The organism is Rhodococcus oryzae (assembly GCF_005049235.1).
GTDB lineage: Bacteria > Actinomycetota > Actinomycetes > Mycobacteriales > Mycobacteriaceae > Rhodococcus_G > Rhodococcus_G oryzae.
Map to the genome: position 1 here is coordinate 84,106 of NZ_SUMD01000001.1, position 22,909 is coordinate 107,014.

At 70.0% G+C, this 22,909-nt stretch carries 17 protein-coding genes; 5 read left to right on the forward strand and 12 right to left on the reverse strand.

Annotated elements, in window-relative coordinates; all coding sequences use genetic code 11:
- Positions 1 to 43 precede the first annotated feature (43 nt).
- Entirely contained in the window at positions 44 to 784 is a 741-nt protein-coding gene (gene yaaA / locus FCG67_RS00315; RefSeq protein ID WP_136906168.1) for a peroxide stress protein YaaA, read from the forward strand.
- A gap of 64 nt (positions 785 to 848) precedes the next feature.
- Positions 849 to 2,663: a neocarzinostatin apoprotein domain-containing protein gene (locus tag FCG67_RS00320; protein WP_136906170.1), complete on the forward strand. Its 1,815-nt coding sequence runs from the start codon at positions 849 to 851 to the stop codon at positions 2,661 to 2,663.
- Positions 2,664 to 2,691: 28 nt separating this feature from the next.
- Here the strand turns inward: FCG67_RS00320 and FCG67_RS00325 are convergent, their stop codons facing one another.
- Together FCG67_RS00325 and FCG67_RS00330 are read right to left on the reverse strand one after the other, a co-directional pair.
- Positions 2,692 to 5,226, reverse strand: a complete 2,535-nt coding sequence (locus FCG67_RS00325; RefSeq protein ID WP_136906171.1) for a polynucleotide kinase-phosphatase — start codon at positions 5,224 to 5,226, stop codon at positions 2,692 to 2,694.
- Positions 5,223 to 6,623 carry a 3' terminal RNA ribose 2'-O-methyltransferase Hen1 gene (locus tag FCG67_RS00330; protein WP_136906173.1) on the reverse strand — a complete coding sequence of 467 codons (1,401 nt, stop codon included), beginning with the start codon at positions 6,621 to 6,623 and terminating at the stop codon, positions 5,223 to 5,225. Before FCG67_RS00330 ends, FCG67_RS00325 begins: the two co-directional genes overlap by 4 nt.
- Before the next feature lie 240 nt (positions 6,624 to 6,863).
- Here FCG67_RS00330 and FCG67_RS00345 point away from each other — a divergent pair, with 240 nt between their 5' ends.
- The gene (locus tag FCG67_RS00345; protein WP_246044696.1) at positions 6,864 to 9,068 is read left to right on the forward strand and encodes a hypothetical protein; all 2,205 of its coding nucleotides are present in this window, start codon (positions 6,864 to 6,866) and stop codon (positions 9,066 to 9,068) included.
- A gap of 193 nt (positions 9,069 to 9,261) precedes the next feature.
- Positions 9,262 to 10,125 carry a hypothetical protein gene (locus tag FCG67_RS00350; protein WP_136906179.1) on the forward strand — a complete coding sequence of 288 codons (864 nt, stop codon included), beginning with the start codon at positions 9,262 to 9,264 and terminating at the stop codon, positions 10,123 to 10,125.
- Positions 10,126 to 10,236: 111 nt separating this feature from the next.
- Here FCG67_RS00350 and FCG67_RS00355 read toward each other — a convergent pair whose 3' ends face one another.
- Positions 10,237 to 11,505, reverse strand: coding sequence for an alpha/beta fold hydrolase (locus tag FCG67_RS00355; RefSeq protein WP_169310413.1), 1,269 nt, complete (start codon positions 11,503 to 11,505; stop codon positions 10,237 to 10,239).
- Positions 11,506 to 11,564: 59 nt separating this feature from the next.
- Positions 11,565 to 12,230, reverse strand: coding sequence for a TetR/AcrR family transcriptional regulator (locus tag FCG67_RS00360; RefSeq protein WP_136906183.1), 666 nt, complete (start codon positions 12,228 to 12,230; stop codon positions 11,565 to 11,567).
- An 84-nt stretch (positions 12,231 to 12,314) separates the two neighbouring features.
- On the opposite strand from FCG67_RS00360, the gene FCG67_RS00365 reads away from it, so the two are divergent.
- Positions 12,315 to 13,451: an epoxide hydrolase family protein gene (locus FCG67_RS00365; RefSeq protein WP_136906185.1), complete on the forward strand. Its 1,137-nt coding sequence runs from the start codon at positions 12,315 to 12,317 to the stop codon at positions 13,449 to 13,451.
- 61 nt (positions 13,452 to 13,512) lie between these two features.
- Here the strand turns inward: FCG67_RS00365 and FCG67_RS00370 are convergent, their stop codons facing one another.
- From FCG67_RS00370 to mqo, 8 genes are all read right to left on the reverse strand, one after another.
- Positions 13,513 to 14,916: an MFS transporter gene (locus FCG67_RS00370; protein WP_136907080.1), complete on the reverse strand. Its 1,404-nt coding sequence runs from the start codon at positions 14,914 to 14,916 to the stop codon at positions 13,513 to 13,515.
- 86 nt (positions 14,917 to 15,002) lie between these two features.
- Complete coding sequence (gene cobA, locus FCG67_RS00375) at positions 15,003 to 16,229, reverse strand: uroporphyrinogen-III C-methyltransferase (RefSeq protein ID WP_136906187.1); 1,227 nt, start codon at positions 16,227 to 16,229, stop codon at positions 15,003 to 15,005.
- A 37-nt stretch (positions 16,230 to 16,266) separates the two neighbouring features.
- Positions 16,267 to 16,632 carry a cobalamin biosynthesis protein gene (locus FCG67_RS00380; protein WP_097212735.1) on the reverse strand — a complete coding sequence of 122 codons (366 nt, stop codon included), beginning with the start codon at positions 16,630 to 16,632 and terminating at the stop codon, positions 16,267 to 16,269.
- Positions 16,625 to 18,040 (reverse strand): cobyrinic acid a,c-diamide synthase CobB, encoded by a 1,416-nt coding sequence (locus FCG67_RS00385; protein ID WP_136906189.1) that lies wholly within the window; start codon positions 18,038 to 18,040, stop codon positions 16,625 to 16,627. Before FCG67_RS00385 ends, FCG67_RS00380 begins: the two co-directional genes overlap by 8 nt.
- Complete coding sequence (cobO, locus tag FCG67_RS00390) at positions 18,040 to 18,660, reverse strand: cob(I)yrinic acid a,c-diamide adenosyltransferase (protein ID WP_136906191.1); 621 nt, start codon at positions 18,658 to 18,660, stop codon at positions 18,040 to 18,042. Before cobO ends, FCG67_RS00385 begins: the two co-directional genes overlap by 1 nt.
- 23 nt (positions 18,661 to 18,683) lie before the next feature.
- The gene (locus tag FCG67_RS00395) at positions 18,684 to 20,630 is read right to left on the reverse strand and encodes a magnesium chelatase subunit D family protein (RefSeq protein ID WP_136906193.1); all 1,947 of its coding nucleotides are present in this window, start codon (positions 20,628 to 20,630) and stop codon (positions 18,684 to 18,686) included.
- Between the two features lie 167 nt (positions 20,631 to 20,797).
- Positions 20,798 to 21,268: a GNAT family N-acetyltransferase gene (locus FCG67_RS00400; RefSeq protein WP_136906195.1), complete on the reverse strand. Its 471-nt coding sequence runs from the start codon at positions 21,266 to 21,268 to the stop codon at positions 20,798 to 20,800.
- A gap of 12 nt (positions 21,269 to 21,280) precedes the next feature.
- On the reverse strand, positions 21,281 to 22,825 hold the full coding sequence (gene mqo / locus FCG67_RS00405) for a malate dehydrogenase (quinone) (RefSeq protein ID WP_077041271.1): 1,545 nt from the start codon (positions 22,823 to 22,825) through the stop codon (positions 21,281 to 21,283).
- Between the last annotated feature and the right edge of the window lie 84 nt (positions 22,826 to 22,909).

Below are 22,909 nucleotides of genomic sequence, written 5' to 3' on the forward strand. Positions count from 1 at the left end.
CGGCCCGCCGGTCGGCGCGGCCCGCCCGGTACCGTTACCGCTCGTGCTGGTGCTGCTTCCCCCCTCCGAGACCAAGTCCGACGGCGGCAAGGGCGCCCCCCTCGACCTGGGCGAGCTGTCGCTGCCCAAGCTCACCGCGACCCGCGAGGTGCTGGTGAACGCGCTCGTCGAGCTGGCCGCCGACACCGACGCGTCGAGCCTCGCGCTGGGGCTGAGCGCCGGGCAGTCCGACGAGGTCGCCCGCAACGCGGCGCTCTGGACCTCGCCGACGCGACCGGCCCTGGAGCGCTACACGGGGGTGCTGTTCGACGCCCTCGACGCCAAGTCGTTCACCCGCGCGCAGAAGGCGAAGGCGCTGACTCGCCTCGCGGTCGGCTCCGCGCTGTTCGGCGTGGTCCGCGCGGGCGATCCGATCCCGGCCTACCGGCTGTCCGGCGGCTCGAAACTGCCCGGGATGGGCACCCTGCAGTCGGTATGGAAGCCGGAGCTGACCTCGGCGCTCGAGGCGGAGGCCGACGGACTGGTGGTGGATCTGCGCTCGGGCACCTACCAGCAGCTGGGCCCGCTGCCCGCCGCGGTGATCGCCACCGTGCTCACCGAGAAGCCGGACGGCAGCCGCTCGGTGGTCAGCCACTTCAACAAGCACCACAAGGGCCTGCTCGCCCGCGCACTGGTCGTCTCCCGTGCCGAGCCGACCGACGTGAAGGGCGTGGCAAAGGTCGCGGCCAAGGCCGGGCTGCGGGTCGAGATCGCCTCCCAGCGGGAACTGATCATCCTGACGTAGGTTAGCCTCACCTCCCGTTCGTCTCGTGGTGTCGCCGTGGCGGCCCGGACCAGGGAGTTGGGGAATGCGCGTGTTCAGTCGAGTGGTGGTCGCGGCAGCGGTCGTCGCGATGTCGGTGGCGCTACCCGCCGCGGCCCAGGCCCAGCCGACCCCGGGAGGCTCGTCCGACGGCGGCATCTCGATCGGACCGATCGACATCGACTTCGGCGTGGGCACCGGCGCCCTGACGGCGTCGCGGACGGCCGGCCTCGGCACCGGCGACACCGTCACCGTGACCGGTACCGGGTTCAAGCCGGACACCCCGCTGTACCTGGCACAGACCATCGCCAAACCGGCCGTCGGCTTCCCGACCACCTACGGCCAGGAGTCGAAGGTGACGACCGACGCGGCGGGCGCCTTCACCGCCGACGTCCAGGTCGCCCGCACGTTCAAGGGTGTCGACTGCCTCGAAACCGCCTGCTATCTGGCCACGTTCGCGGCATTCCCCTCCATCTTCACCGACCGCAGCCAGGATCTGTGGGTGCCGGTCTCGTTCGCCGCGCAGGCGGAGGTCGCCGTCGAGGGCTCCGGCGCCGCACCCGGTGCGGGCGGCCCGGCCACCGCTGTCACGAAGACCGCAGGCATCGCCGCAGGGGGCGAAACGATCCACGTCAGCGGCACCGGCTTCTCCGCCGCGGGCGCCGGCCTCTACGTGGGCCTCGCCGAAACCGGGCGCTACAACCCGCTCGATGCCGACTCGTTCGCCAGCACCGTGTACCTGCGCAGCGCCGAGATCCAGGGCGGCGCATGGAGTGTCGACCTACCGGTGCAGGCACGGGTCGGGTCGACCGACTGCCTGGCCCGCCCGTGCGCGATCTACACCCTCGCCGCACACGGCTCCCCCGACCGCAGTCAGGACACCGTCACCCCGGTGACCTTCGACCCCGCGACCGCGACCGCCGCACCCGCGTCGGCGATTCCCGCGCCTCCCGCTGTCGGGATCCCCGCGGTGACGGCGTCCACGACCTCGGGCCTGAACGCGGCCGGAGACACGGTGACGGTGTCCGGCACCGGATTCGCCGGTACCGGTTCGGGAATCTACGTCGGCGTCGCACAGACGGACCGGTTCTCCACCACCGACGCCTCGGCATTCCAGGACGCCAAGTACATCCGCGCTTCGGACATGTCGGAGGGCGCCTGGTCGACGACCCTGAACGTCGCCGGCGCGTTCGGGGACAGCGACTGCACCCGCAATGCCTGCGCGATCTACACGCTCGCCGCGCACGGCTCGTCCGACCGCAGCCAGGACACCGTGACGCCGATCAGCTTCGGCGGCGCCGCACCCGCCGTCACCACCACCCAGGCGCCCGCCCCTGCGGGTAACGCCGCGGTGACCGTCGCGAAGACCGAGGGGCTCCACCCGAACGGCGAGAAGGTCACCGTCACCGGCACCGGGTTCTCCGGTGGCGGCGCCGGCATCTACGTCGGCCTGGTCGAGGACGCCAAGTACTCCGCCACCGACGCGACGGCGTGGATCACCACGGCCTACCTGACGCCGAACAAGATCGTCGGCGGTAGCTGGTCGACGGAACTGGAACTGCGTGCAGTCCAAGGCGATTCGGACTGCACCCGCAGCGCCTGCTCCGTCTACACGGTCGCCGCGCACGGATCCTCCGACCGCAGCCAGGACACCCGCACCCCGGTGGCATTCGGGAGTGCCCCGGCCCCGGCTGCGCCGACCACCGTTCCTGCGCCCGACACAGCGGTGGCGAACCTGTCGGCCACCTCGGCCGAGCCGAACGACGACGCCGGGTCCAACACCGGCTGGGTCGTCGGCGGCGTGGCCGCAGCGATCGCTGCTCTAGGAGCCGGCGTCGTCGCGCTGCGCCGCCGGGGCTAGCCGTCGGCTTTCGCGGAAGCTCGCCCGATCACAGCCGGGGATCGACCGCCTCCGACTCCAGAGCGAGCACCGCGAACACCGCCTGATGGATCCGCCACAGCGGATCGGCCTTGACCAGTCGGTCGATCGACTCCATACCCAGCGCGTACTCACGCAGCGCCATCGACTGCTTGTGCCCCAGGTTTCTGCTGCGCAGCCGCTCCAGGTTTTCCTTCTCGGTGTAGTGCGGACCGTAGATCAGTCGCAGGTATTCGCGCCCACGCACCTTGATCCCGGGCTGAACGCGACGAGCGCCGCCCTGCGCCCCGTTGGCGAGCGGTTTGACCACCATGCCCTCGCCGCCTGCGCCGGTCAGCTCGTCCCACCAGGCGACGCCCGCGGCCTCCGACTCCGGTGAGCCGGTGTCGACGACGACGCGCCTGGTCGTGGTGAACAGCGTCGGTGCCGCCGCCACGAGCCGGTCCGCGATTGCCAGGTGCCAGCCATGATCGCGATCGCTGTGGCCTGCACCCTCCGTGGCCAAGACCTGGAACGGCGCCACCCGCACGCCGTCCAGGCCGTCGGTCGGCCACACGTATCGCCGGTAGGCATCGGTGTAGCGCGCGACGTCGTCCGCCCTGCTGTTCACCCGCTCCAAGAGATCCCCGACGTCGAGTCCACGCTCCGCCGAGGCCTCGAGCACCGATCTGCGGCCCGCCAGGTCAGCGCGCGCCGCCGCACCCACCGCGGCGTACTGCGACCGCAGCAGCCCCTCGGACTTCGCTGACCACGGCAGCAGCTCCGCGTCCAGGAGCATCCAGTCGGTGCCGAGCTCCTCCCACAGCCCGGCGAGCCCGACGGCCTCCGCGATCGCGGCCACCAGACGCTCGGTCTGTTCCTCGTCGAACATGCGCCGACCCGTGCGGGTGTGCACCATTCCGGACAGCCCGTCCGCGACGCCGAATCGCGCGGCGGCCGTCGAGGCGTCGCGGCACACCATCACGATCGCTCGCGAACCCATGTGCTTCTCCTCGCAGATGACCTCGCTCACCCCCGCCTTTCGGTACTCGGCGAAGGCTTCGGCTGGATGCTCGAGGAGACCGGGCCGCGACGAGGTCGCACACGGTGCCATCGTCGGCGGGAGGTAGTGCAGCCACTGCGGCGCCACCGCCCATCGGCTCATCACCTCGAGCGCACCCGCCGCGTTCTCGGGCCGAATCGTGATCCGTCCGCGCAGGGCGGTATCCACTCCCCCGACCCTGAGAATGTCCTCGACGTCGAGGGCCTGCGGATCGGGATCCGGCATGTGCAGCGGCTTGGCAGGCGGATACCACTCCCGATCGGCCGGAACGGAGACCACCTCACGCTCGGGGTAGCGCATCGCCGTGAGCGCGCCGCCGAAGACGCACCCGGTGTCGAGGCAGGCCGTGTTGTTGAGCCACCGCACATCCGGCACCGGCGTGTGTCCATAGAGCACCATCGCGTCGCCGCGATAGTCCTCCGCCCACGGGTAGCGGACCGGCAACCCGAATTCGTCGGTCTCACCGGTGGTCTCGCCGTAGAGCGCGAAACTGCGCACCCGACCGGACGCGCGATTGTGGTACTCCTCCTTCAGGCCCGCGTGGGCGACGACCAGCCGCCCGTCGTCGAGAACGAGATGCGCGACCAACCCGTCGCAGAAGCCCGCGACGGCGCGGCGGAACTCCTCGGACTCGGACGCGAGCTGCTCGAGAGTGCGGTCGAGACCGTGAGTGGCGCTGACCTTCTGGCCGCGCAGCGCCTTCACGAGCTTGTTCTCGTGGTTGCCCGGCAGCGCCAGCGCGTGACCGGCCGCGGCCATTCCCATCACCAGCCTCAGCACGCCCGGCGAGTCGGGGCCGCGGTCCACGTAGTCGCCCACGAACACCGCAGTGCGCCCGGCAGGCGGAAGTGCGTCAACCGGCCTACCCTGCTCGTCCCGCCGCACCGTGTATCCCAGGGCATCCAAGAGGGTTTCGAGCTCGCCGAGACATCCGTGAATGTCCCCGATCACGTCGAACGGTCCGTGCAGATCGCGACGGTCGCTCCGCAACGGCTGCCGGACGATCCGTGCCGAGGCCACGTCCTCGACCCCATCGAGGACGTGGACCGTGCGGAAGCCCTCACGAGCCAGCCCGCGCATCGACCGAGAGAGTTGCTGGTGTTGACGTCGCAGGACGCTGCGATCGAACCCTCGGTCCCCCCGGGCGGCGTTGCGCTCGGCGCACACCTGCTCGGGCAGGTCCAGCACGATCGCCACGGGCAGCACATCCTGAGAGCGGGCGAGGTCGATCAGTTTCTTGCGGGCCGCAGGCTGGACACTCGTCGCGTCGATGACGGTCAGTTTCCCGCCGCGCATTCGCTTGGTGGCGATGAACTCGAGGACCTCGAACGCATCGGCGGTGGCCTCCTTCGAATTCGGGTCGTCACTGACCAATCCACGACAGTGATCGCTCGAGATCACCTCGTACGCGCCGAAATGCTCGGCAGCGAAGGTCGACTTCCCGGACCCGCTGATCCCGACGAGCACGACCACCGACGGCTCGGGTATCTCGAGAACACTCATGCCGAAACCTCCCGTCGGATGAACACGGCCATCTGGGTGGGCGCGCCATGGGTCTCGTCGACGTCACCGATCCCCGTGAAGCTCACGTCGTAGCCGTGTGCTGACGTGATCTCTCCTGCCCAGTCCTCGAATTGTCTACGGCTGAACTCGAATCGGTGGTCGGGATGCCGGAAGGTGCCCGGCTCGAGATTCGGATACAGCACGTTGTACTCGGAGTTGGGCGTGGTCACCAGGACCACCCGCGGGTGCATGTCGGCGAACACCGACCGCACCAGCGCAGGCAGCCGCGACTCGTCGACGTGTTCGATGACCTCCATCAACACCACCGCGTCGTACCCCCTCAAACGTGGATCTCGATAGGTGGCCGACGACTGGAGCACCGAGATCCGCTCCCGCTGACGGTCCGACAGCTCGGCCAACCCCAGCCTGCGTTCCGCTCTACGCAGCGCGCTGTCGCTGACATCGACGCCGACGATCTTGGTGAAGGCAGGCCGGGTGAGCAACTCCCGCAACATCTTTCCCTCCCCGCAGCCGACATCGACGACTCGCGCGACACCGAGGTCCTCGAGCGTCGCGATCACGGCGTCCTGACGCCGGTTCGCGAGGCCGGCGTTGACCACCGGCACATCACCTGTTTCCAGGGTTGTGTCCTCGACCAGCCGATCGACGACGGACGCCACCAGCTCGCGTCGGTGTGCGAGGTAGCGCGAGGCGATCAGTTCGGCTTCCGGGTGGCCGCTCAGCCACTCCCCTGCCATCCGAACCAGCTTGTCGGCCTCCTCCTCGCCGACCCAGTAGTGCTTGACATCATCGAGCACCGGCAGCAGGACGTAGAGGTGTCGCAGCGCCGCGGACAACGTCAGCGTGCCGACGAGCGTCAGGCTCACATATGCCGAGTCGCCCCACTGCGGAATCGTCTCGTCCAGCGGGAGCGGCTCCGCGATGACGTCCCAGCCGAGCGGCCCGAAGAGCCGGCGCGGCAGGTCTGCGCCGCCACGGGCCGGCATCGCCGGAATGGTGACCCGCAGCGGCAAGGCCGTCAGCGGAAGTTCCTGGCGCGATGCGAGCGTCCCGGCGAGGGCTGATTTGAACACTCGCGAGATCGCCACCGCCAGCATCGACGACCCGGCATACGGTCGATCGTTGACGTACTGTCCCAACGCGAAACCATCACTGCCCCGCCGGAACTTGCTGCGCGCCAACTCGACTGGATCGACGTCGAGGATCATCGCCACGGTGCAGCTCGACTGCGAGGACTCCGGATAGAGCACGGTCGCGGTCCCCACCGACAACTCGAACGTCTGCACCCGATCGGGATGCTTGTGCAGGAGATAGCCGAGGTCCGACGCATCCGGGAAGCCGCCAGTCGCGGTCGCGGTCAGTGTGAACAGCACCATTCGGACACTACCGGCGGTGTCGAGCGACTTTCCGTCGCGACAGGCACGTCCGGCACCTCATCAGATCCTGACGCACCACATCGGACACCCGATAATGTAGCTTAGCCTCGCCTATATAAATATAGGCTAACCTAAAACGGATTTTTGCTCGTCTCATGGCGCCGTGACCTGCGGCTATGACCAGGAAGAAGGAAGATGCGCGCGTTAGGCAGGGTCGCATTCGCGACCATGGCGGTCGCCATGGCATTGACGGCGCCGGCGGGCGTCGCGGTCGCCAACCCCGATACCTCCGGCGACACGGCCGACCACACCATCTCCGGCCCCGCGGTCACGACCGTCAGCAAGACGACCGGCCTGAGCGCCGACGGTGAGACCATTACCGTCTCGGGCTCCGGATTCTCCGGCAAGGAGCCCGGCATCTATGTCGGCCTCGCCCAGGACAGCATGTTCTCCACAACCAACGCCGATGCCTGGATGTCCACCGTGTACGTCCGGGCCAGCCAGATCACCGGCGGCGCCTGGTCGACCTCGGTCGCGGTGACGGGCGTCAAGGGCGCCTCGGATTGCACCGCGAATTCCTGCTCGATCTACACCGTTGCCGCACATGGCTCGTCGGACCGCACCCAGGACACCCAGACTTCGGTGACCTTCGCCGCGGCACCCACGACCACGACGCCACCACCGACCACGACCACCACCACGGCGCCACCCACCACCACCACCACCACGACACCGCAGCCGACCACGACGACGACACCGCCATCCACCACGACCACCAAACCCCCGACGACGACCACAACGCCGCCGACCACCACCACCAAACCGCCGACCACCACCACGGCGCCGCCCACGACGACGACCACGCCACCACCCACCACGACCACCAAACCCCCGACGACGACCACAACGCCGCCGACCACCACCACCAAGCCCCCGACACCACCCGCGGGCAGCGGACCGAGCGTGAGCGCCAATCGGACCAGCGGACTCAACGCCGCCGGCGACACCGTCACCGTCACGGGGCGCGGCTTCTCGACCTCCGGGCCCGGCCTCTACATCGGCGTCGCCCAGATGAACCGGTTCTCGGTGACCGACGCCTCGGTCTTCCAGGACGCGAAGTTCATCAAGCCGTCGGACATGCCGGGCGGCTCCTGGTCGGCGACACTCAATGTCTCGTCCACCTTCGCCGGTAGCGACTGCATCGCCAATGCCTGCGCCATCTACACCCTGGCCGCCCACGGCTCGTCCGACCGCAGCCAGGACACGACCACGCGCATCACCTTCGGCGGCGGCACCGCGGGCCCCGGCACCCCCGCAGGACCCGGAACTCCCGAGGCCCCGGCAGGACCCGGCACACCTGCGGGACCCGACGCACCCGCGGGACCCCATCCCGGAACCGGCGGTGGCACGGTGGCGTCCAACCCCAACCTGTCGGTGAAACTGTCCAAGGGCACGGACCTCGCCCCGGCCGGCGAGACCGTGACCATCTCGGGTTCCGGATTCTCCGGAGCGGCACCGGGCCTCTACGTCGGCCTCGTCCAGGACAACCGTTTCTCCGCCACCGACGCCTCGGCCTGGATGACGACCACATTCCTCAAGCCGGAGGCAATCTCCGGCGGCAACTGGTCCACGACCATGGAACTCCGCGCCGTCGTTGGCGATTTCGACTGCATGCGCAACACCTGCTCGATCTACACAGTCGCCGCCCACGGCTCGAGTGACCGCAGCCAGGACTCACGGACCCCGGTGGGCTTCGCCGGCGGCGTCGCGCCGGACACGACCGGGACACCGGCGGCCAATCCCGCATCCAACAATGCGGGCGGGGCAAAGGGCGCTGCAGGCGGGGCCAAGAGCAAGGTCGGAGAGGGCAATACCGTCTCGGTCACCCTGTCGAAGTCGCGCGGCCTCAAGGTCGAGGGCGACACGATCACCATCGCGGGCACCGGATTCTCCGGCAGCGGCCCCGGCATCTATGCCGGCCTCATCCAGGACGACAAGTTCTCCACCACCGACGCGGGAGCCTGGATGACCACGGCGTTCATCACGCCGAACAAGATCACCAATGGCGCCTGGTCCGTCACCATGGACGTGATGGCCGTCAAGGGCGACTCGGACTGCACCAAGAATGCCTGTTCCGTCTACACCATTGCCGCACACGGCTCGAGTGATCGCAGTCAGGACAGCCAGACACCGGTCAGCTTCGGCGACGACCCGACAGGGGCCGACGAACCGACACTGGCGGCGGCCAACGGCGACGCGAATGGCACCTCCGCGTCGGGCGGAAGTTCACGCTCCGCGCTCAGCAGCCTCTCCAGCACGTTCGAGAGCACAGCCTGGATCGCCCCGCTGCTGATCGGCGGTGGCGTCGGAGCCGGAATTGCAGTGGCGACGACCTTCGCACTACGGCGCCGAACCAGTTCCGATCCGAATCTCGTCAACGACTGAGCGATATCCGGGTCACCTCATCGAAGTCTGCTGTGACCTGGGGACTTCCGCTGCGAACTGCCGGGTCACGGCTGCCGGAAATGTCCGACTTTTGCTCTGGACAACCACCCATAACTTAGGTTAGCTTTCCCTAAGCTATTGCCCTCCCTTCAGTTGACGCCACTCTGGCGACACACACCAAGAAAGCAGGAACATGCGCACGTTCAACAAGGCAGCCATCATCGCCGTTGCCGCCACGATCACCTGGGCGATGCCGGTCGGCGTCGCGGGAGCGATCACCACGCCGTTCGGCGACATCAACACCGGGTCGCTGGGCAGCCTCGGTTCCAGTGCCCCGGAGACAGAGGAGCCGGGGACCGAGGTGCCTGCTCCGCGCGTCGCGCTGTCGAAGTCGACGGACCTCACCGCCGCCGGCGACACCATCACCGTCTCCGGCACCGGGTTCTCCGGCGCGGGCTCCGGCCTCTACGTCGGTCTCATCCAGGACAGCAAGTACTCCGCCACCGATGCCGGCGCCTGGATGACCACCAAGTGGCTCAAGCCCACCGACATCACCGCAGGCGCCTGGACCGCCACCATCGACGTCGCCGCCATCAAGGGCGACTCGAACTGCCTCCAGAACACCTGCTCGATCTACACGGTCGCCGCACACGGCTCGGCCGACCGCACGCAGGACACCAAGACCCCCGTCACCTTCAAGGCACCCGTCGTGGTGCCGACCGGACCGGCGGTGACGGCCTCGAAGACCAGCGACATCGCCGCTGCCGGTGAGGCGATCACCGTCTCGGGCACCGGATTCTCCGGCGCCGGTGCCGGCCTCTACGTCGGTCTCATCCAGGACAGCAAGTACTCCGCCACCGACTCCACCGCCTGGATGACCACCAAGTGGCTCAAGCCCACCGACATCACCGCAGGCGCCTGGACCGCCACCATCGACGTCGCCGCCATCAAGGGCGACTCGAACTGCCTCCAGAACACCTGCTCGATCTACACGGTCGCCGCACACGGCTCGGCCGACCGCACCCAGGACACCAAGACCCCCGTCACCTTCAAGTGACCTGAACCGCCTTGCCGTCGAGGTCTGGCCTTCGTTCTCACGAGCGGAGGCCAGACCTTGTGGCGTACCCGGGGAGACGTGCGACAACCGTCCCGCACCGACCTCGTTCGATCAGCTGGTCCAGCGTCCGGGCGGAGGCTCCATGGAGGTGTAGGCGGGCAGCGGCAGGGGCTGATCGTTCAGGAATGTCTCCAGCAAGCCGGTGTAGATCTCCGGTTGGTCCGTCGAGACCCCGTGGCCTGCGCCCTGGATGTCGACCAGCGTGGAGCGAGGGAAGGTGTCACGGTATTCGCGTGTGACCGGCCAACGGAGGAAGTCGCATTGCGCCGCCATGACCAGGATGGGAACCCGTGCGTTCGTGAGGGCAGGCCGGGGATCCGGGATGGAGTCGAAATCCGCCGTCGTCATCTGGTTGACGTAGAAGCCCTGCGGGTTGTTGTGCGGTGGCGTGGTGACCTCGCGTGAGCACGAGGCCCCGTCGCGGCCGGTGAGGGCGACCTCGTGCATCCATGAGTCGGCTTCGGCGTCGGGGACGAACGCATGCGCGGCTTGGGGATTCACGCCCATCAGCAGTGATTGGGCGAGAATGCGTGGGTTGCCCATCAGTTCGTCGTAGCGGGCCTGCTGGGCGGGATCCATCTCGTGCCAGGGCTCGCCGACACCGTCGGGAAATGCCGTCGGCCAGATCGCCCCCGGCGCGACGAAGACAGCTTTCGCGACCCGGTCGGGGTGCGCCGCGATGTACTGCGCCGTCAACGATCCACCCCAGGACCGTCCGACCAGGACGAGTTGCTCGGCACCGAGTTCCTGCCGAATCGCCTCGAGATCGGCCACCTGGCGCTGCACGGTGTAATCGGTGACATCGTCGAGTCGGGTCGAACGGCCCGCCCCCACTTGGTCATACGCGTATACATCGAACCCCTGCGCGGCGAGTTCGGCGCCGCCGACCGGTACTCCCTCGCCGGGTGTTCCCGGTCCGCCGTGGACGAAGATCACCGGCGGCTTCGAGGTCGGGAGTTCGGCGGCCGGAGCGTGGACATAGGCGATTCGCGACCCGGTCGACAGGTCCCAGTACTGGACGGCCGAGGGCGCCTCTGCTTCCGGCTGGGCCGGGAACGGACTGAGAATCGTCGATGCTGCCAACACGGTGACGGCCACGCCGATCGCCGCGCTCAGTCCGGCCGCCCCCGCCCCGGCGCGACGCACCCCCGTCAGCCGAAAACCCCACCAGCTCAGCAGAAAACAGACGGAAACGGCGACGGCCAGTCCCGCGCCGAGGTACAGCGCCGGGGTGTCAACCGCGAGCGCCACCAGGCCCACCGCCAGCGCTCCGACGACCAGCGCCACCACGATTCCGACGACGATGGTCATCACCCCCATGGCGACACGCCACCGACCGCGCGCCCTCCCGGGCGTCGCCGATTCTTGCGGTTCAACCGTCATCGCAGGTCGGCCTCCGACTTCCACCGCGACCCGAACTCCCCCGCCTGCGGTGGCGGGCCGGGCAGGTCACCGCTCGCGGCCAGACCGTCGACGAGCAGGGCGAGGTGGCGGCGTCGCAATTGCCGGGTCCGCTCCGGGTCCGGAATCCGGATGGCTGCGCACCCCTCGAGCAGCAGCCCGAGATCCAGGGTGACGATGTCGGCACGCAGGTGCCCCGTCGCGCGCGCCCGCTCGACAAGGGCATCGGTCAGCTCGTGGGAGCGCATGGCGTCGTGCCCCATCTCCTCGGTCGGGGTGAACGACCCCGCCAGGTGCACCGTCAACGAGTGCACATCGGCGTCGACCACCCTCTCGAGAAATCCGGTCAGTCCGCGCCACGCGTCGGCGTCCTCGAGGCCCGTTTCCGCCTCGGCGATGTAGCGGCGCAGGCCGTCGTGACACAACGTACGCAGGAGGTCCTCCTTGCCCGGGTATCGGCGGTAGAGCGCGCTGATCCCGACGCCTGCCCGCTGGGCCACCGCGGTGATCGGCGCCTTCGGATCGGACAGGAACACCTCCCGAGCGGCCTCCAGGATGACTCCGTCGTTGCGCGCCGCCTGCTGCTTGCGCCCCGGCAGACCGGTCCGGCTCTCACGAGCTGCGCTTTCAGTCGATTTCGGCATGAACCGACGGTAACACTGGAACGGAATGATCCGATCTGTTACCTTCAAACGGAACAAAACATTCCGTTCTAATGAGGAGTAGCCGTGAACGACATCCGCCCCTTCGCCATCGACGTCCCGCAGGCTCAGCTCGACGACCTGCACGACCGGCTGCGACGCACGCTGTGGCCGAACGAGCTGCCGGGCGTCGCCGACTCGTACGGTGTCCCGAACGACCGGGTGCGCGCGCTCGCCGCCCGATGGCTCGATGGATTCGACTGGCGCGCCGTCGAGGCGAGGATCAACTCCTACCCGCAGTTCGTCACCGAGATCGACGGCGAGGACATCCACTTCCTGCACATCAGGTCCCCCCGGCCGGACGCCACGGCGCTGGTGCTCACGCACGGATGGCCGGGATCGATCGTCGAGTACCTCGATGTCATCGCCCCGCTCACCGAACCGGAGTCACCCGACGCGCCCGCGTTCCACCTCGTGATCCCGTCGATCCCGGGCTTCGGCTTCTCCGGCCCGACACGCAGCACCGGCTGGAATCGGTACCGCACCGCCAGGGCCTGGATCGAGCTGATGCATCGCTTGGGCTACCAGTCCTACGGGGCGGTCGGCAATGACGGCGGGTCGATGATCGCGCCCGAGATCGGCCGCCTCGACCCGTCGAATGTCGTCGGCGTGCACGTCACCCAGCTGTTCTCGTTCCCGTCCGGCGATCCGTCCGAGTTCGAGGGGCTCTCCGAGGCCGACCTGGCGGCCCTCGAGCACCTGCAGTGGTTCCACACGAACAAGATGGCGTTCAACACGCTGCACAGCCAGCAGCCGCAGACCCTCGCGTTCGCCCTCGCCGACTCACCGGTGGGGCTACTGGCGTGGAACGCACAGCTTTTCGGGGAGGGCCTCGATGCCGACTTCGTCCTCGCGAACGTCGCGATCTACTGGCTGACCGGCACCGCCGGCTCCTCGACGCGGTTCTACTACGAGGACGCACACGCCACCGACCACCCGACCGCGCCGACCACGGTGCCGACCGGTCTGGCGATGTTCGCAGGCGACTTCCAGTCGATCCGCCGGTTCGCCGAACGCGACCACAGCAACATCGTCAGCTGGAATTCCTACGACACCGCCGGGCCGAGTGGCGGCGCGAACGACGCCGCCGGGCACTACGCCGCGCACGAGGCGCCCGAGGTCCTGGTCGGCGACATCCGCCAGTTCTTCGCCCGGTTGGCCTGACCGGAGGCCAGGTGGCACTCGGAGGCGTTCACCGAGCGCGGGGAACGCCTCCGAGACGCGCCTAGGACTCCTGCGCCGCCTTCTCCGCGGCCTGCGCCTGGGCGACCTGCTGCGGGGTGAACCGGATGAACAGGGCCACGACGGCGGCGAGGGCGGCGAAGATCGCGCAGCCGAGCAGAGCCGTCGTATAACCCTCGCTGAGCGCGAACAGCTGGTCCGCGTTCATGGTCGACGCCACCCCGGAGGTGCCACCGAGCGAAAGCGTCTTGGACGTGGCCATCGCACCGACGATCGCCAGCCCGATCGGGCCGAAGAGCACCTGAGCCACCTGGGCGATCGCGGACAGCGGCCCGATCTCGTGCTGCCCGACGCCTGCGATCGCACACAGCGGCAGCGGCACCACCGCGAGGCCGACACCGAATCCGACGCCGACCACCAGCATGAACAGGTTGCCCATGTACGTCGCCGAGGTGTCCAGCGTGGAGCCGTACAGCAGGCCGAGCGTGGTCAGGACGGTACCGGCGACGATCAGCCACCGGGGCTGGACGCGGACCGCGAGCTTGGACGCCACGAACGCGGCGGCGCCGAGGCCGAAGGCGAACGGCACGAACGCCATGCCCGCGGCGAGCGGGCTGTACCCGAGGATGTCCTGCACGTACAGCGCCACGAACGGCGCCAGGCTGAACATCACCGCGCCCACCAGCGCGATCGCGATGAAGGTGGCCACCCGGTTCCCGTTGCGGAACAGCGAGAACGGCAGCAGCGGGTTCTCCGCCCTCCGCTCGACCAGCAGGAACGCCGCCAGCATGCCCAGCCCCACGGCCAGCGCCGCGATCACCGGCGGGCTCGTCCAGCCCATCTCCGCGCCCTCGGTGAACCCGAAGACCACGCCGGTGCAGCCCAGGGTCGCGAGCACCGCGCCCGGTACGTCCAGCTTGAGCCGCTCGGCGCCGGTCTCCACCAGCGAGGGAACGGCGAGGCCGATGATCAGCAGGCCGATCGGCACGTTGATCAGGAAGATCCAGCGCCAGGACACCTCGGTCAGGGCGCCGCCGACGATCAGTCCGGTCACGGAACCGATGCCGGTCATGGCCGCGAAGATCGCGATCGCCTGGTTGCGGACAGGGCCGGGCGCGAATGTCGTCGCCACCAGGGCAAGCGCGGTCGGTGACGCGATTGCCGCACCCACGCCCTGCAGCGCCCGCGCCGCGATCAGCGAGATCTCGCCGGTGGCCAGTCCGCAGATGAGCGAGGCCACCGTGAACAGCACCACGCCGCCGATGAAGACCCGCTTGCGCCCGAAGGCGTCGCCGAGCCGTCCGCCCAGCAGCATCAGGCCGCCGTAGGTCAGCGCATAGGACGTGATCACCCAGTTCCGGCCCGCGTCGCTCAGGTCGAGGTCCTGCTGGATCCGGGCCAGGGCCAGCGACGCGACGGTCCCGTCGAGCACCATCATCAGCTGCATACCGCCGAGGACGACGATGGCGAGCCCGAAGGCTCGCGTGGTCACGGGGTACTTCACGACAGTGGAGTCAGGCACGGTCGCCCAGGTTACTGCGCGTCGACGGTCAGGCCCGCGACCGGCCCGATCACGATGATCGCGGGCGGGCGGATGTTCTCCTCGCGGACCCGGGCCGCGACGGTCGCCAGATCGGCTCGTAGCACCCGCTGAGCGCGCGTGGTGCCCTCCTGGATCACGGTCACCGGGGTCTCGGCCGGCCTACCGCCCTCGGCGAGCACGGCGGCGAACTTCTCGATCCGCTCCACCGCCATCAGCAGCACCAGGGTGCCGCGCAGCTTCGCCAGGGCCGACCAGTCCACCAGCGAGTCGGGGTGGTCCGGGGCGATGTGCCCGCTGACGACGACGAACTCGTGGGTGACGCCGCGGTGGGTCACGGGGATCCCGGCCGCGGACGGCACGGCGATCGCGCTGGTGATGCCCGGCACCACGGTGACCGGCACCCCGGCAGCCGCGCAGGCCTGCAGCTCCTCGAAGCCGCGGCCGAACACGTACGGGTCGCCGCCCTTGAGCCGGACCACGAACTTGCCCGCCTTGTAGCCGTCGATCAGCGCGGCGTTGATCGCCTCCTGCGCCATCGCGCGGCCGTACGGGATCTTCGCCGCGTCGATGACCTCGACCTGGGGGCCGAGCTCGGCGAGCAGCTCGGGCGGCGCGAGCCGGTCCGCGACCACGACGTCGGCGCGGGCCAACAGCCTGCGGCCGCGGACGGTGATCAGGTCCGGGTCGCCGGGCCCGCCGCCGACCAGCGCGACGCCGGGCGCGTGCGGCTCGGCGACGTCCACCACGCCACCGGACTGCAGGGCCTCGACCAGCGCGGTGCGCACCGCGGCCGAGCGGCGGTGGTCGCCGCCCGCCAGCACGCCGAGCTCGAGCCCGTCGAAAGACGCGCTCGCGGGGGTGACGGCGGTGCCGTTGCGGGCGCTGTCCGCGCGGACGCAGAAGATGCGGCTGCGCTCCGCCTCGGCGACGACGGCGGCGTTGGTGTCCGGCTCGTCGGTGCAGGCGATGGCGTACCAGGCGCCGTCCAGGTCGCCATCGGCGTACGCGCGCAGGTCGATGGTGATCTGGCCGCCGGTGGCCATCGCCTCGACGGCGGGGGTGACGGCGCGGCTGACCACGTGCACCCTCGCCCCGCAGGCCACGAGCAGGCCCAGGCGCCGCTGTGCGACGGTGCCGCCGCCCACGACGACCACCCGTCGATCGGTCAGGTTGAGCCCTACGAGGTAGTTGGGCTCGTCTCCGGCCGCTGCTGGCACTTCGCGCTCCTTGACTGGGATATCGGGGGTCTTCGGGCTACCAAACATTACGGGCGACGGCCACGGTGACGCCATTGCGGGCGCGTTTGCGCACCAGCAGGTCGCCGCCGCCCGCGCCGAGGACCGCCGCGGCCTCGGCGACGCTCGGCGTGCCGACCTCGGCCGCGACCCGTCCGGACGGTGTCGGCACGTCCACGGCCGAGAGTTCGTCTGCCGTGAACCCGAGCACCGGTACACCCAGCTCGGCCGCCGCAATGGCGATCGAGGACTCGGTGGCCTTGCGCTCGAGGGTGGCCAGCGCGTGCAGCTCGGTCGGGTCGTCGACGACAGCGCTGATCGCGGCCAGCACGGTGTCGGGGTCCACCCCGTCGCGGGCACCGATGCCAACTACCAGTTCACCCATTGGAGTCCTCGAAAGTTCTTGCCGCGGAGACGAACCGACGCACGGAGGCCGGGTTCCCCGCGGGATGTGTGTGCAGATAAGAGGCGTGCACGCCGCCGCCGGCGAAGCCCTCCCTCGTCGAGGTCCCTGCCGCCCGCCAGCCCCAGGCCGGGGCCCAGCCGTCCACCGACGCCGACTCGAGCCGGGTCCGGTGGAACTCGTGACCGACCACCCTCGTCCCCGGTTCGAACAGCACCGACTCCCCCAGTGCGACGGCCTCCCGGTAACCCAGGGTCAGCGACTTTCCGAACTCCGCATCCACCCCGATCACCCCCGCCATCGGGTGCCCGTCGAGGCGGCGCGCCAGGTACAGCAAGCCCGCGCACTCGGCGTGGATCGGCATCCCGCGGCGCGCCAGTTCGCGGACGGTGGTGAGCAACGGGACATTCGCCGCCAACTCGGGCGCGTGCTCCTCCGGGAACCCACCCGGCAGCACCAACGCGGCCGCGCCGTCGGGAAGTTGATCGACGGCGGGGTCGAAGGTGCACACCCGCGCGCCCGCCGCCTCCAGCAGCTCGCGATGCTCGGCATAGCCGAACGTGAACGCCGAGCCACCGGCCAGCGCCACCACGGGGGCGGGTCCCGGCGCGTCCGCACCGGCCTCCTCCAGGGCATCCCAGGCCGGTGCGTCGACGCTCGAGCGGGCCAGCGCCCGCACGGCGGACAGGTCCACGTGCCGCGCGATCAGCTCGGTCATCGCATCCACCGCGTCGGTCGCGGCCCGGCCGTGCTCGACGGCGGTGATCAATCCCAGGTGCCGCGAGGGCACCGCCAGCTCCGCGAGCCGGGGCACCACCCCGAGCACCGGCACCCCGACCCGGTCGCAGGCCTGGCGCAGCACCTGCTCGTGCCGCTCGCTGCCGACCCGGTTCAGGATCACCCCGCCGATCCGGACGCCGCTGTCGAAGGTCGCGAAGCCGTGCAGCACCGCGGCCAGCGACTGGCTGTGGCCGCGGGCGTCCACGACCAGGACGACCGGTGCGCCGAGCAGCCCGGCGACCTGGGCCGTCGACCCCTCCGCGGCGCCCTCGGGCGCCGGGTCCGCGATCTTGCCGTCGAACAGGCCCATCACGCCCTCGACGACGGCGATGTCGCAACCGGCGCTGCCGTGCCGGTACAGCGGGCCGATCCGGTCCGCGCCGACCAGCACCGGGTCCAGGTTGCGTCCGACGCGGCCCGCGGCGAGGCCGTGATAGCCCGGGTCGATGTAGTCGGGCCCCACCTTGAACGGTGCCACCCGATCCCCGGCCGCACGCAGGGCGCCGATCAGACCCGTTGCGACGGTGGTCTTTCCGCTGCCGGATGCGGGCGCGGCGATGACCACCGCCGGAACGGCAGTGACATTCCTCGCCGCTCCGCTCGGCTCCATCACCACTCGATGCCCCGCTGGCCCTTGCGTCCGGCGTCCATGGGGTGCTTGATCTTGGTCATCTCGGTGACGAGGTCGGCCGCCTCGATCAGGGCCTGCGGCGCGTCCCTTCCGGTGATCACCACGTGTTGGTTGCCAGGCCGCGCAGCCAGCACCTCGACCACCTCGTCGACGTCCACCCAGCCCCACTTGAGCGGGTAGGTGAACTCGTCGAGGACGTAGAACTTGTGCTCCTCGTTGGCGATCCGGCGGGCCACCTCGCGCCAGCCGTCCAGCGCGACGCGGGCGTGGTCCTCGTCCTCGCCCTTCTTGCGGGTCCAGGACCAGCCCTCGCCCATCTTGTGCCACTGCACCGGTCCACCCACGCCGGTGGACTCGTGCAGCTCACCGAGCGCGCGGAACGCCGACTCCTCGCCGACCTTCCACTTCGCGCTCTTGACGAACTGGAACACCCCGATGTCGAAGCCCTGGTTCCAGGCTCGCAGGGCCATCCCGAAGGCGGCGGTCGACTTCCCCTTGCCGGGACCCGTGTGCACGGCCAGCACCGGCGCGTTGCGGCGCTGCCGGGTGGTCAGGCCGTCGTCGGGGACGTTCTCGGGAAGCGGTACACCCTTGGGCATCGTCTGTTACTCCTCTTTCCGTTCTAGGCCGCGAGCTTCGAGGTACCGGCCCGGACCACGCCTGCCACCTGCTCCGCCGAGAGCTCGCCGAGCCGGATGTAGGCGCCCCGCAGCGCGGTCGCCAGGTCGCGGGCCAGGCCCAGCCGCACCATGCCGGACTCGCAGTCCACCACCACCGAGGCCACCGACTCGCCCGCGAGCAGGGTCGCGGCCACCCGGGCCCGATGGACCGGGTCGGTTCCACCGGTCGCCCGGCCGTCGGTCAGCGCGACCACCATCGCCCGACGCTGGGGGTCGCGCACCTTCTCCCGCAACACCACCTCGCGTGCCTTCAGGAATCCTTGCGCCAGTGGGGATTTGCCGCCGGTACGCAGCGAGCGCAGCCGCCGGACCGCGACGTCGACGGACGAGGTGGGCGGCAACACCAGCTCGGCGGCGGCGCCCCGCACCGTGATCACCGCGACCTTGTCGCGGCGCTGGTAGGCGTCGCGCAGCAGCGAGACGACGGCGCCGGTGACCGCGGAGAGCCGGTCCCGCGCTGCCATCGAGCCGGACGCGTCGACCACGAAGACCACCAGGTTACCCTCGCGGCCCTCGCGGTGCGCCCCGCGGATGTCGCCGGGCGCCAACAGCATCCGGCCGTCCCGCCGTCCGCGGGCGACCTGGTGCTCGGCGGCCGCGAACAGGGTGCCGACCAGGTGCAGCCCGCGGCCCGGTTCGGTGGTGGGCCGCACGGTCCGGCCCTGTGCGGAGCGCGAACGTGAGCGCCTGCCGGGCGCGCCCTCGCCGACACCGGGGATGGTCAGCAGCCGGGTCTTGAACTGCGCGGAGGGCGCCGCGGCCTGGCGTTCGGGGGCGCGGGCCGGGCCGGGCCGTTCGCTCTCGCTCGGCTCGGCGGACTGCTGGGCGTCGTCGGGGGTCGGGGCCCCGTCGGACTCGGGCTCGGGCTCGGGCGCGCCGCCGCCGGGACCGTCGGGATCGGGCTCCGGCTCGGGTTCGGGCTGGTTCGCCTGCTCGGCGGCGTCCCGCATCGCGTCCTCGAGCTGCTGGGGGTCCAGGCCCGGCTCGTCGAACGGGTCGCGGCGGCGCCGGTGCGGCAGCGTCAGCTCCGCGGCGATCCGCACGTCCTCCTCGGCGACGGCCTCCGCGCCGCGCCAGGCGGCGTGTGCGGTGGCCGTGCGGGCCAGCACCAGGTCGGCACGCATGCCGTCGACGTCGAAGGAGGCGCACAGCGCGGCGATGCGGCGCAGTTCGGTGTCGCTGAGTTCGATGGCGGGCAGGGCCGCCCTTGCCGCGGCGATGCGGCGGGCCAGCGCCGAGTCCTCGTCGGCGTACCTGTCCGCGAATCCGGCGGGGTCGGCCTCGAAATCGAGGCGCCGGCGCACCACCTGCATGCGGACGTCCACCTCGCGCGAGGCCGCCACGTCGACGGCAAGGCCGAAGCGGTCGAGCAGCTGCGGGCGGAGTTCGCCCTCCTCCGGGTTCATGGTCCCGACCAGGACGAACCGCGCTGGATGGGAATGGGAGACGCCGTCGCGCTCGATGTGCACGCGACCCATCGCGGCGGCGTCGAGCAGCACGTCCACGAGGTGATCGTGCAGCAGGTTGACCTCGTCGACGTAGAGCACGCCGTCGTGGGCCGCGGCGAGAAGTCCGGGCTGGAAGGCCCGCTCCCCGTCCCGCAGCACCTTCTCGAGGTCCAGCGAGCCGACCACCCGGTCCTCGGTGGCGCCGACCGGCAGCTCCACCAGCCGGGCGGGCCTGCCCCCGTTGCCGTCGTCGACGGGCGGCAGCAGCGCGGCGAGCGCGCGCACCACCGTCGACTTCGCGGTGCCCTTCTCGCCCCGCACCAGCACGCCCCCGATGCCGGGGTGCACGGCGCAGAGGGTCAGGGCGAGCCGGAGCGTGTCCTGACCGACGATCGCACTGAACGGAAATCCCGGTTCGGACCCGGTACCAGCTTGTGCCACAGCGCTTTTCCCTTCACTCCCCGGTGTCCACGCCGAGGGTTCGGACCTCTACCCGCTGCCGCGGCGATCTGACTCCGGTTCCGGACGTGGCCGGATCCATCACAGTGGCGGGACCGTGCCTGGTTCACACAGGACTTCCCCGCGGCAGGGATTGTCGGATCCTGACTCTAGACCTCGCGCCAGGGCTCGCCGCCACCGCGCCGCATCGGCACGTGCGGGATCCCGTCCTCGATGAACTCCTCGCCGTCGGGGGTGAACCCGTGCTTGGCGTACATGTCCACCAGGTGGCTCTGCGCGCTGAGCCGGCACGGCGCGGACCCGACCTCCGCGAGCGCCGTGCGCAGCAGCCTGGTGGTGTGCCCGTGCCCGCGCGCGTCCGGACGGGTGCACAGCCGCCCGATGCGGTAGGAGCTGCCGTCGTCGTGCTCCTCCATCAGGCGGAGGGTGCACACGACCTGACCGTCCTGCTCGATCCAGAGATGCCTGGTGCCGGGGAGCAGGTCCCGCCCGTCCAATTCCGGGTACGGGCAGGCCTGCTCCACGACGAACACGTCGACCCGCAGTCTCAGCAGGTCATAGAGCGTGCGGAGGTCCAGATCGAGCGCCCAGGCGCGGTGCAGCGCCGCTGTTGCCGTCATACGGTGTGACTATCACACCGCGGCGGAGGCGGTCTCCTGAACGTCGGTGTCGAGCTCGAGCACGCGGCTGGACCAGTCCCAGACCTCGGTGAACAGCGACTTGTCGTCGGAGAGCTTCACGCCGAGCGAGGGCACCATCTGCTTGAGCTGCGGCTCCCAGGAAGCGAACCGGTCCCCGAAGCAGCGCTTGAGCACGTCGAGCATCGCCGGGACCGCGGTCGAGGCGCCGGGCGAGGCGCCCAGCAGACCCGCGATCGAGCCGTCGGCGGCGCTGATGACCGCGGTGCCGAACTCGAGCACGCCGCCCTTGCGCTTGTCGCGGCGGATCACCTGGACGCGCTGGCCGGCCGTGATCAGCTCCCAGTCCGCTCCGATTGCCTCGGGGACGAACTCGCGCATGGTCTCGATGCGACCCTCCGCGTTCTTCGCCAGCTCGCTGACCAGGTACTTGACCAGCCCGAGCTCGGAAACTCCGACGCCGAGCATGGACAGCAGGTTGTTCGGCTTGACCGAACCGGGCAGGTCGGTGACCCGGCCTTCCTTGAGGAACTTCGGCGACCAACCGGCGTACGGGCCGAACAGCAGGCCCGGCTTGCCGCCGATGACGCGGGTGTCGAGGTGCGGCACCGACATCGGCGGGGCACCGACCGCGGCCTTGCCGTACACCTTCGCGCGGTGCTGATCGATCAGCTCCGGGTTGGTGCAGCGCAGGAAGGCGCCGCTGACGGGGAAGCCGCCGAAGCCCTTGGCCTCCTTGATGCCGGACTGCTGCAGCAGGTGCAGGGCGCCGCCGCCGGCTCCGACGAAGACGAACTTGGCGTTGACGGTCTTGCGGCCGCCGGTGCGACGGTTGTGCACCTTGAGCTTCCAGCTGCCGTCGGACTGCTTCTTGATGCCGGTGACCTCGTGACCGAAGTGCACGGTGCCGCCGGAGGAGGCGACGTGATTGAGCAGCTGCTTGGTCAGCGCGCCGAAGTCGACATCTGTGCCGCCCTCGGTCCAGTTCAGGGCGACGGGGTCGGAGAAGTCGCGACCCTTGGCCATCAGCGGCAGGCGGCGGGCGAACTCGTCCGCGCTGTCCGTGTACTCCATGCCGTTGAACAGCGTGTGTCCGGCAAGGGCGTCGTAGCGCGCCTTCAGGTACTTCACGTTGTCCGCCCCGTGCACGAAGCTCACGTGCGGGATGGGGTTGATGAATTCCTTGGGGGCGGTGAGGATGCCCTGTTCGAGCGCGTGCGCCCAGAACTGCCGGGAGACCTGGAACTGCTCGTTGACCGTGATCGCCTTGGCGATGTCGACGGAGCCGTCCTTGTTCTCGGGGGTGTAGTTGAGCTCACACAGAGCCGAGTGTCCGGTGCCCGCGTTGTTCCACGGGTCGCTGCTCTCCGCGGCGGCGGCGTCGAGCCGCTCGAACACGCTGATCGACCAATCCGGCTGCAGCTGCCGCAGGATGGCTCCGAGGGTCGCACTCATGATGCCCGCACCCACGAGCACTACATCGGTCTTGGTCTCTACCGCGTTGTTGTCTGACACTGGAAAATCGACTTCCTTGTCCATTGGCAGTGCGCAGTCGCGCCGACTGCAGCGGATAGGTTACCCGCGCGTATACGCGTCGTTCACCTCACCCAATTGTGCGCCACT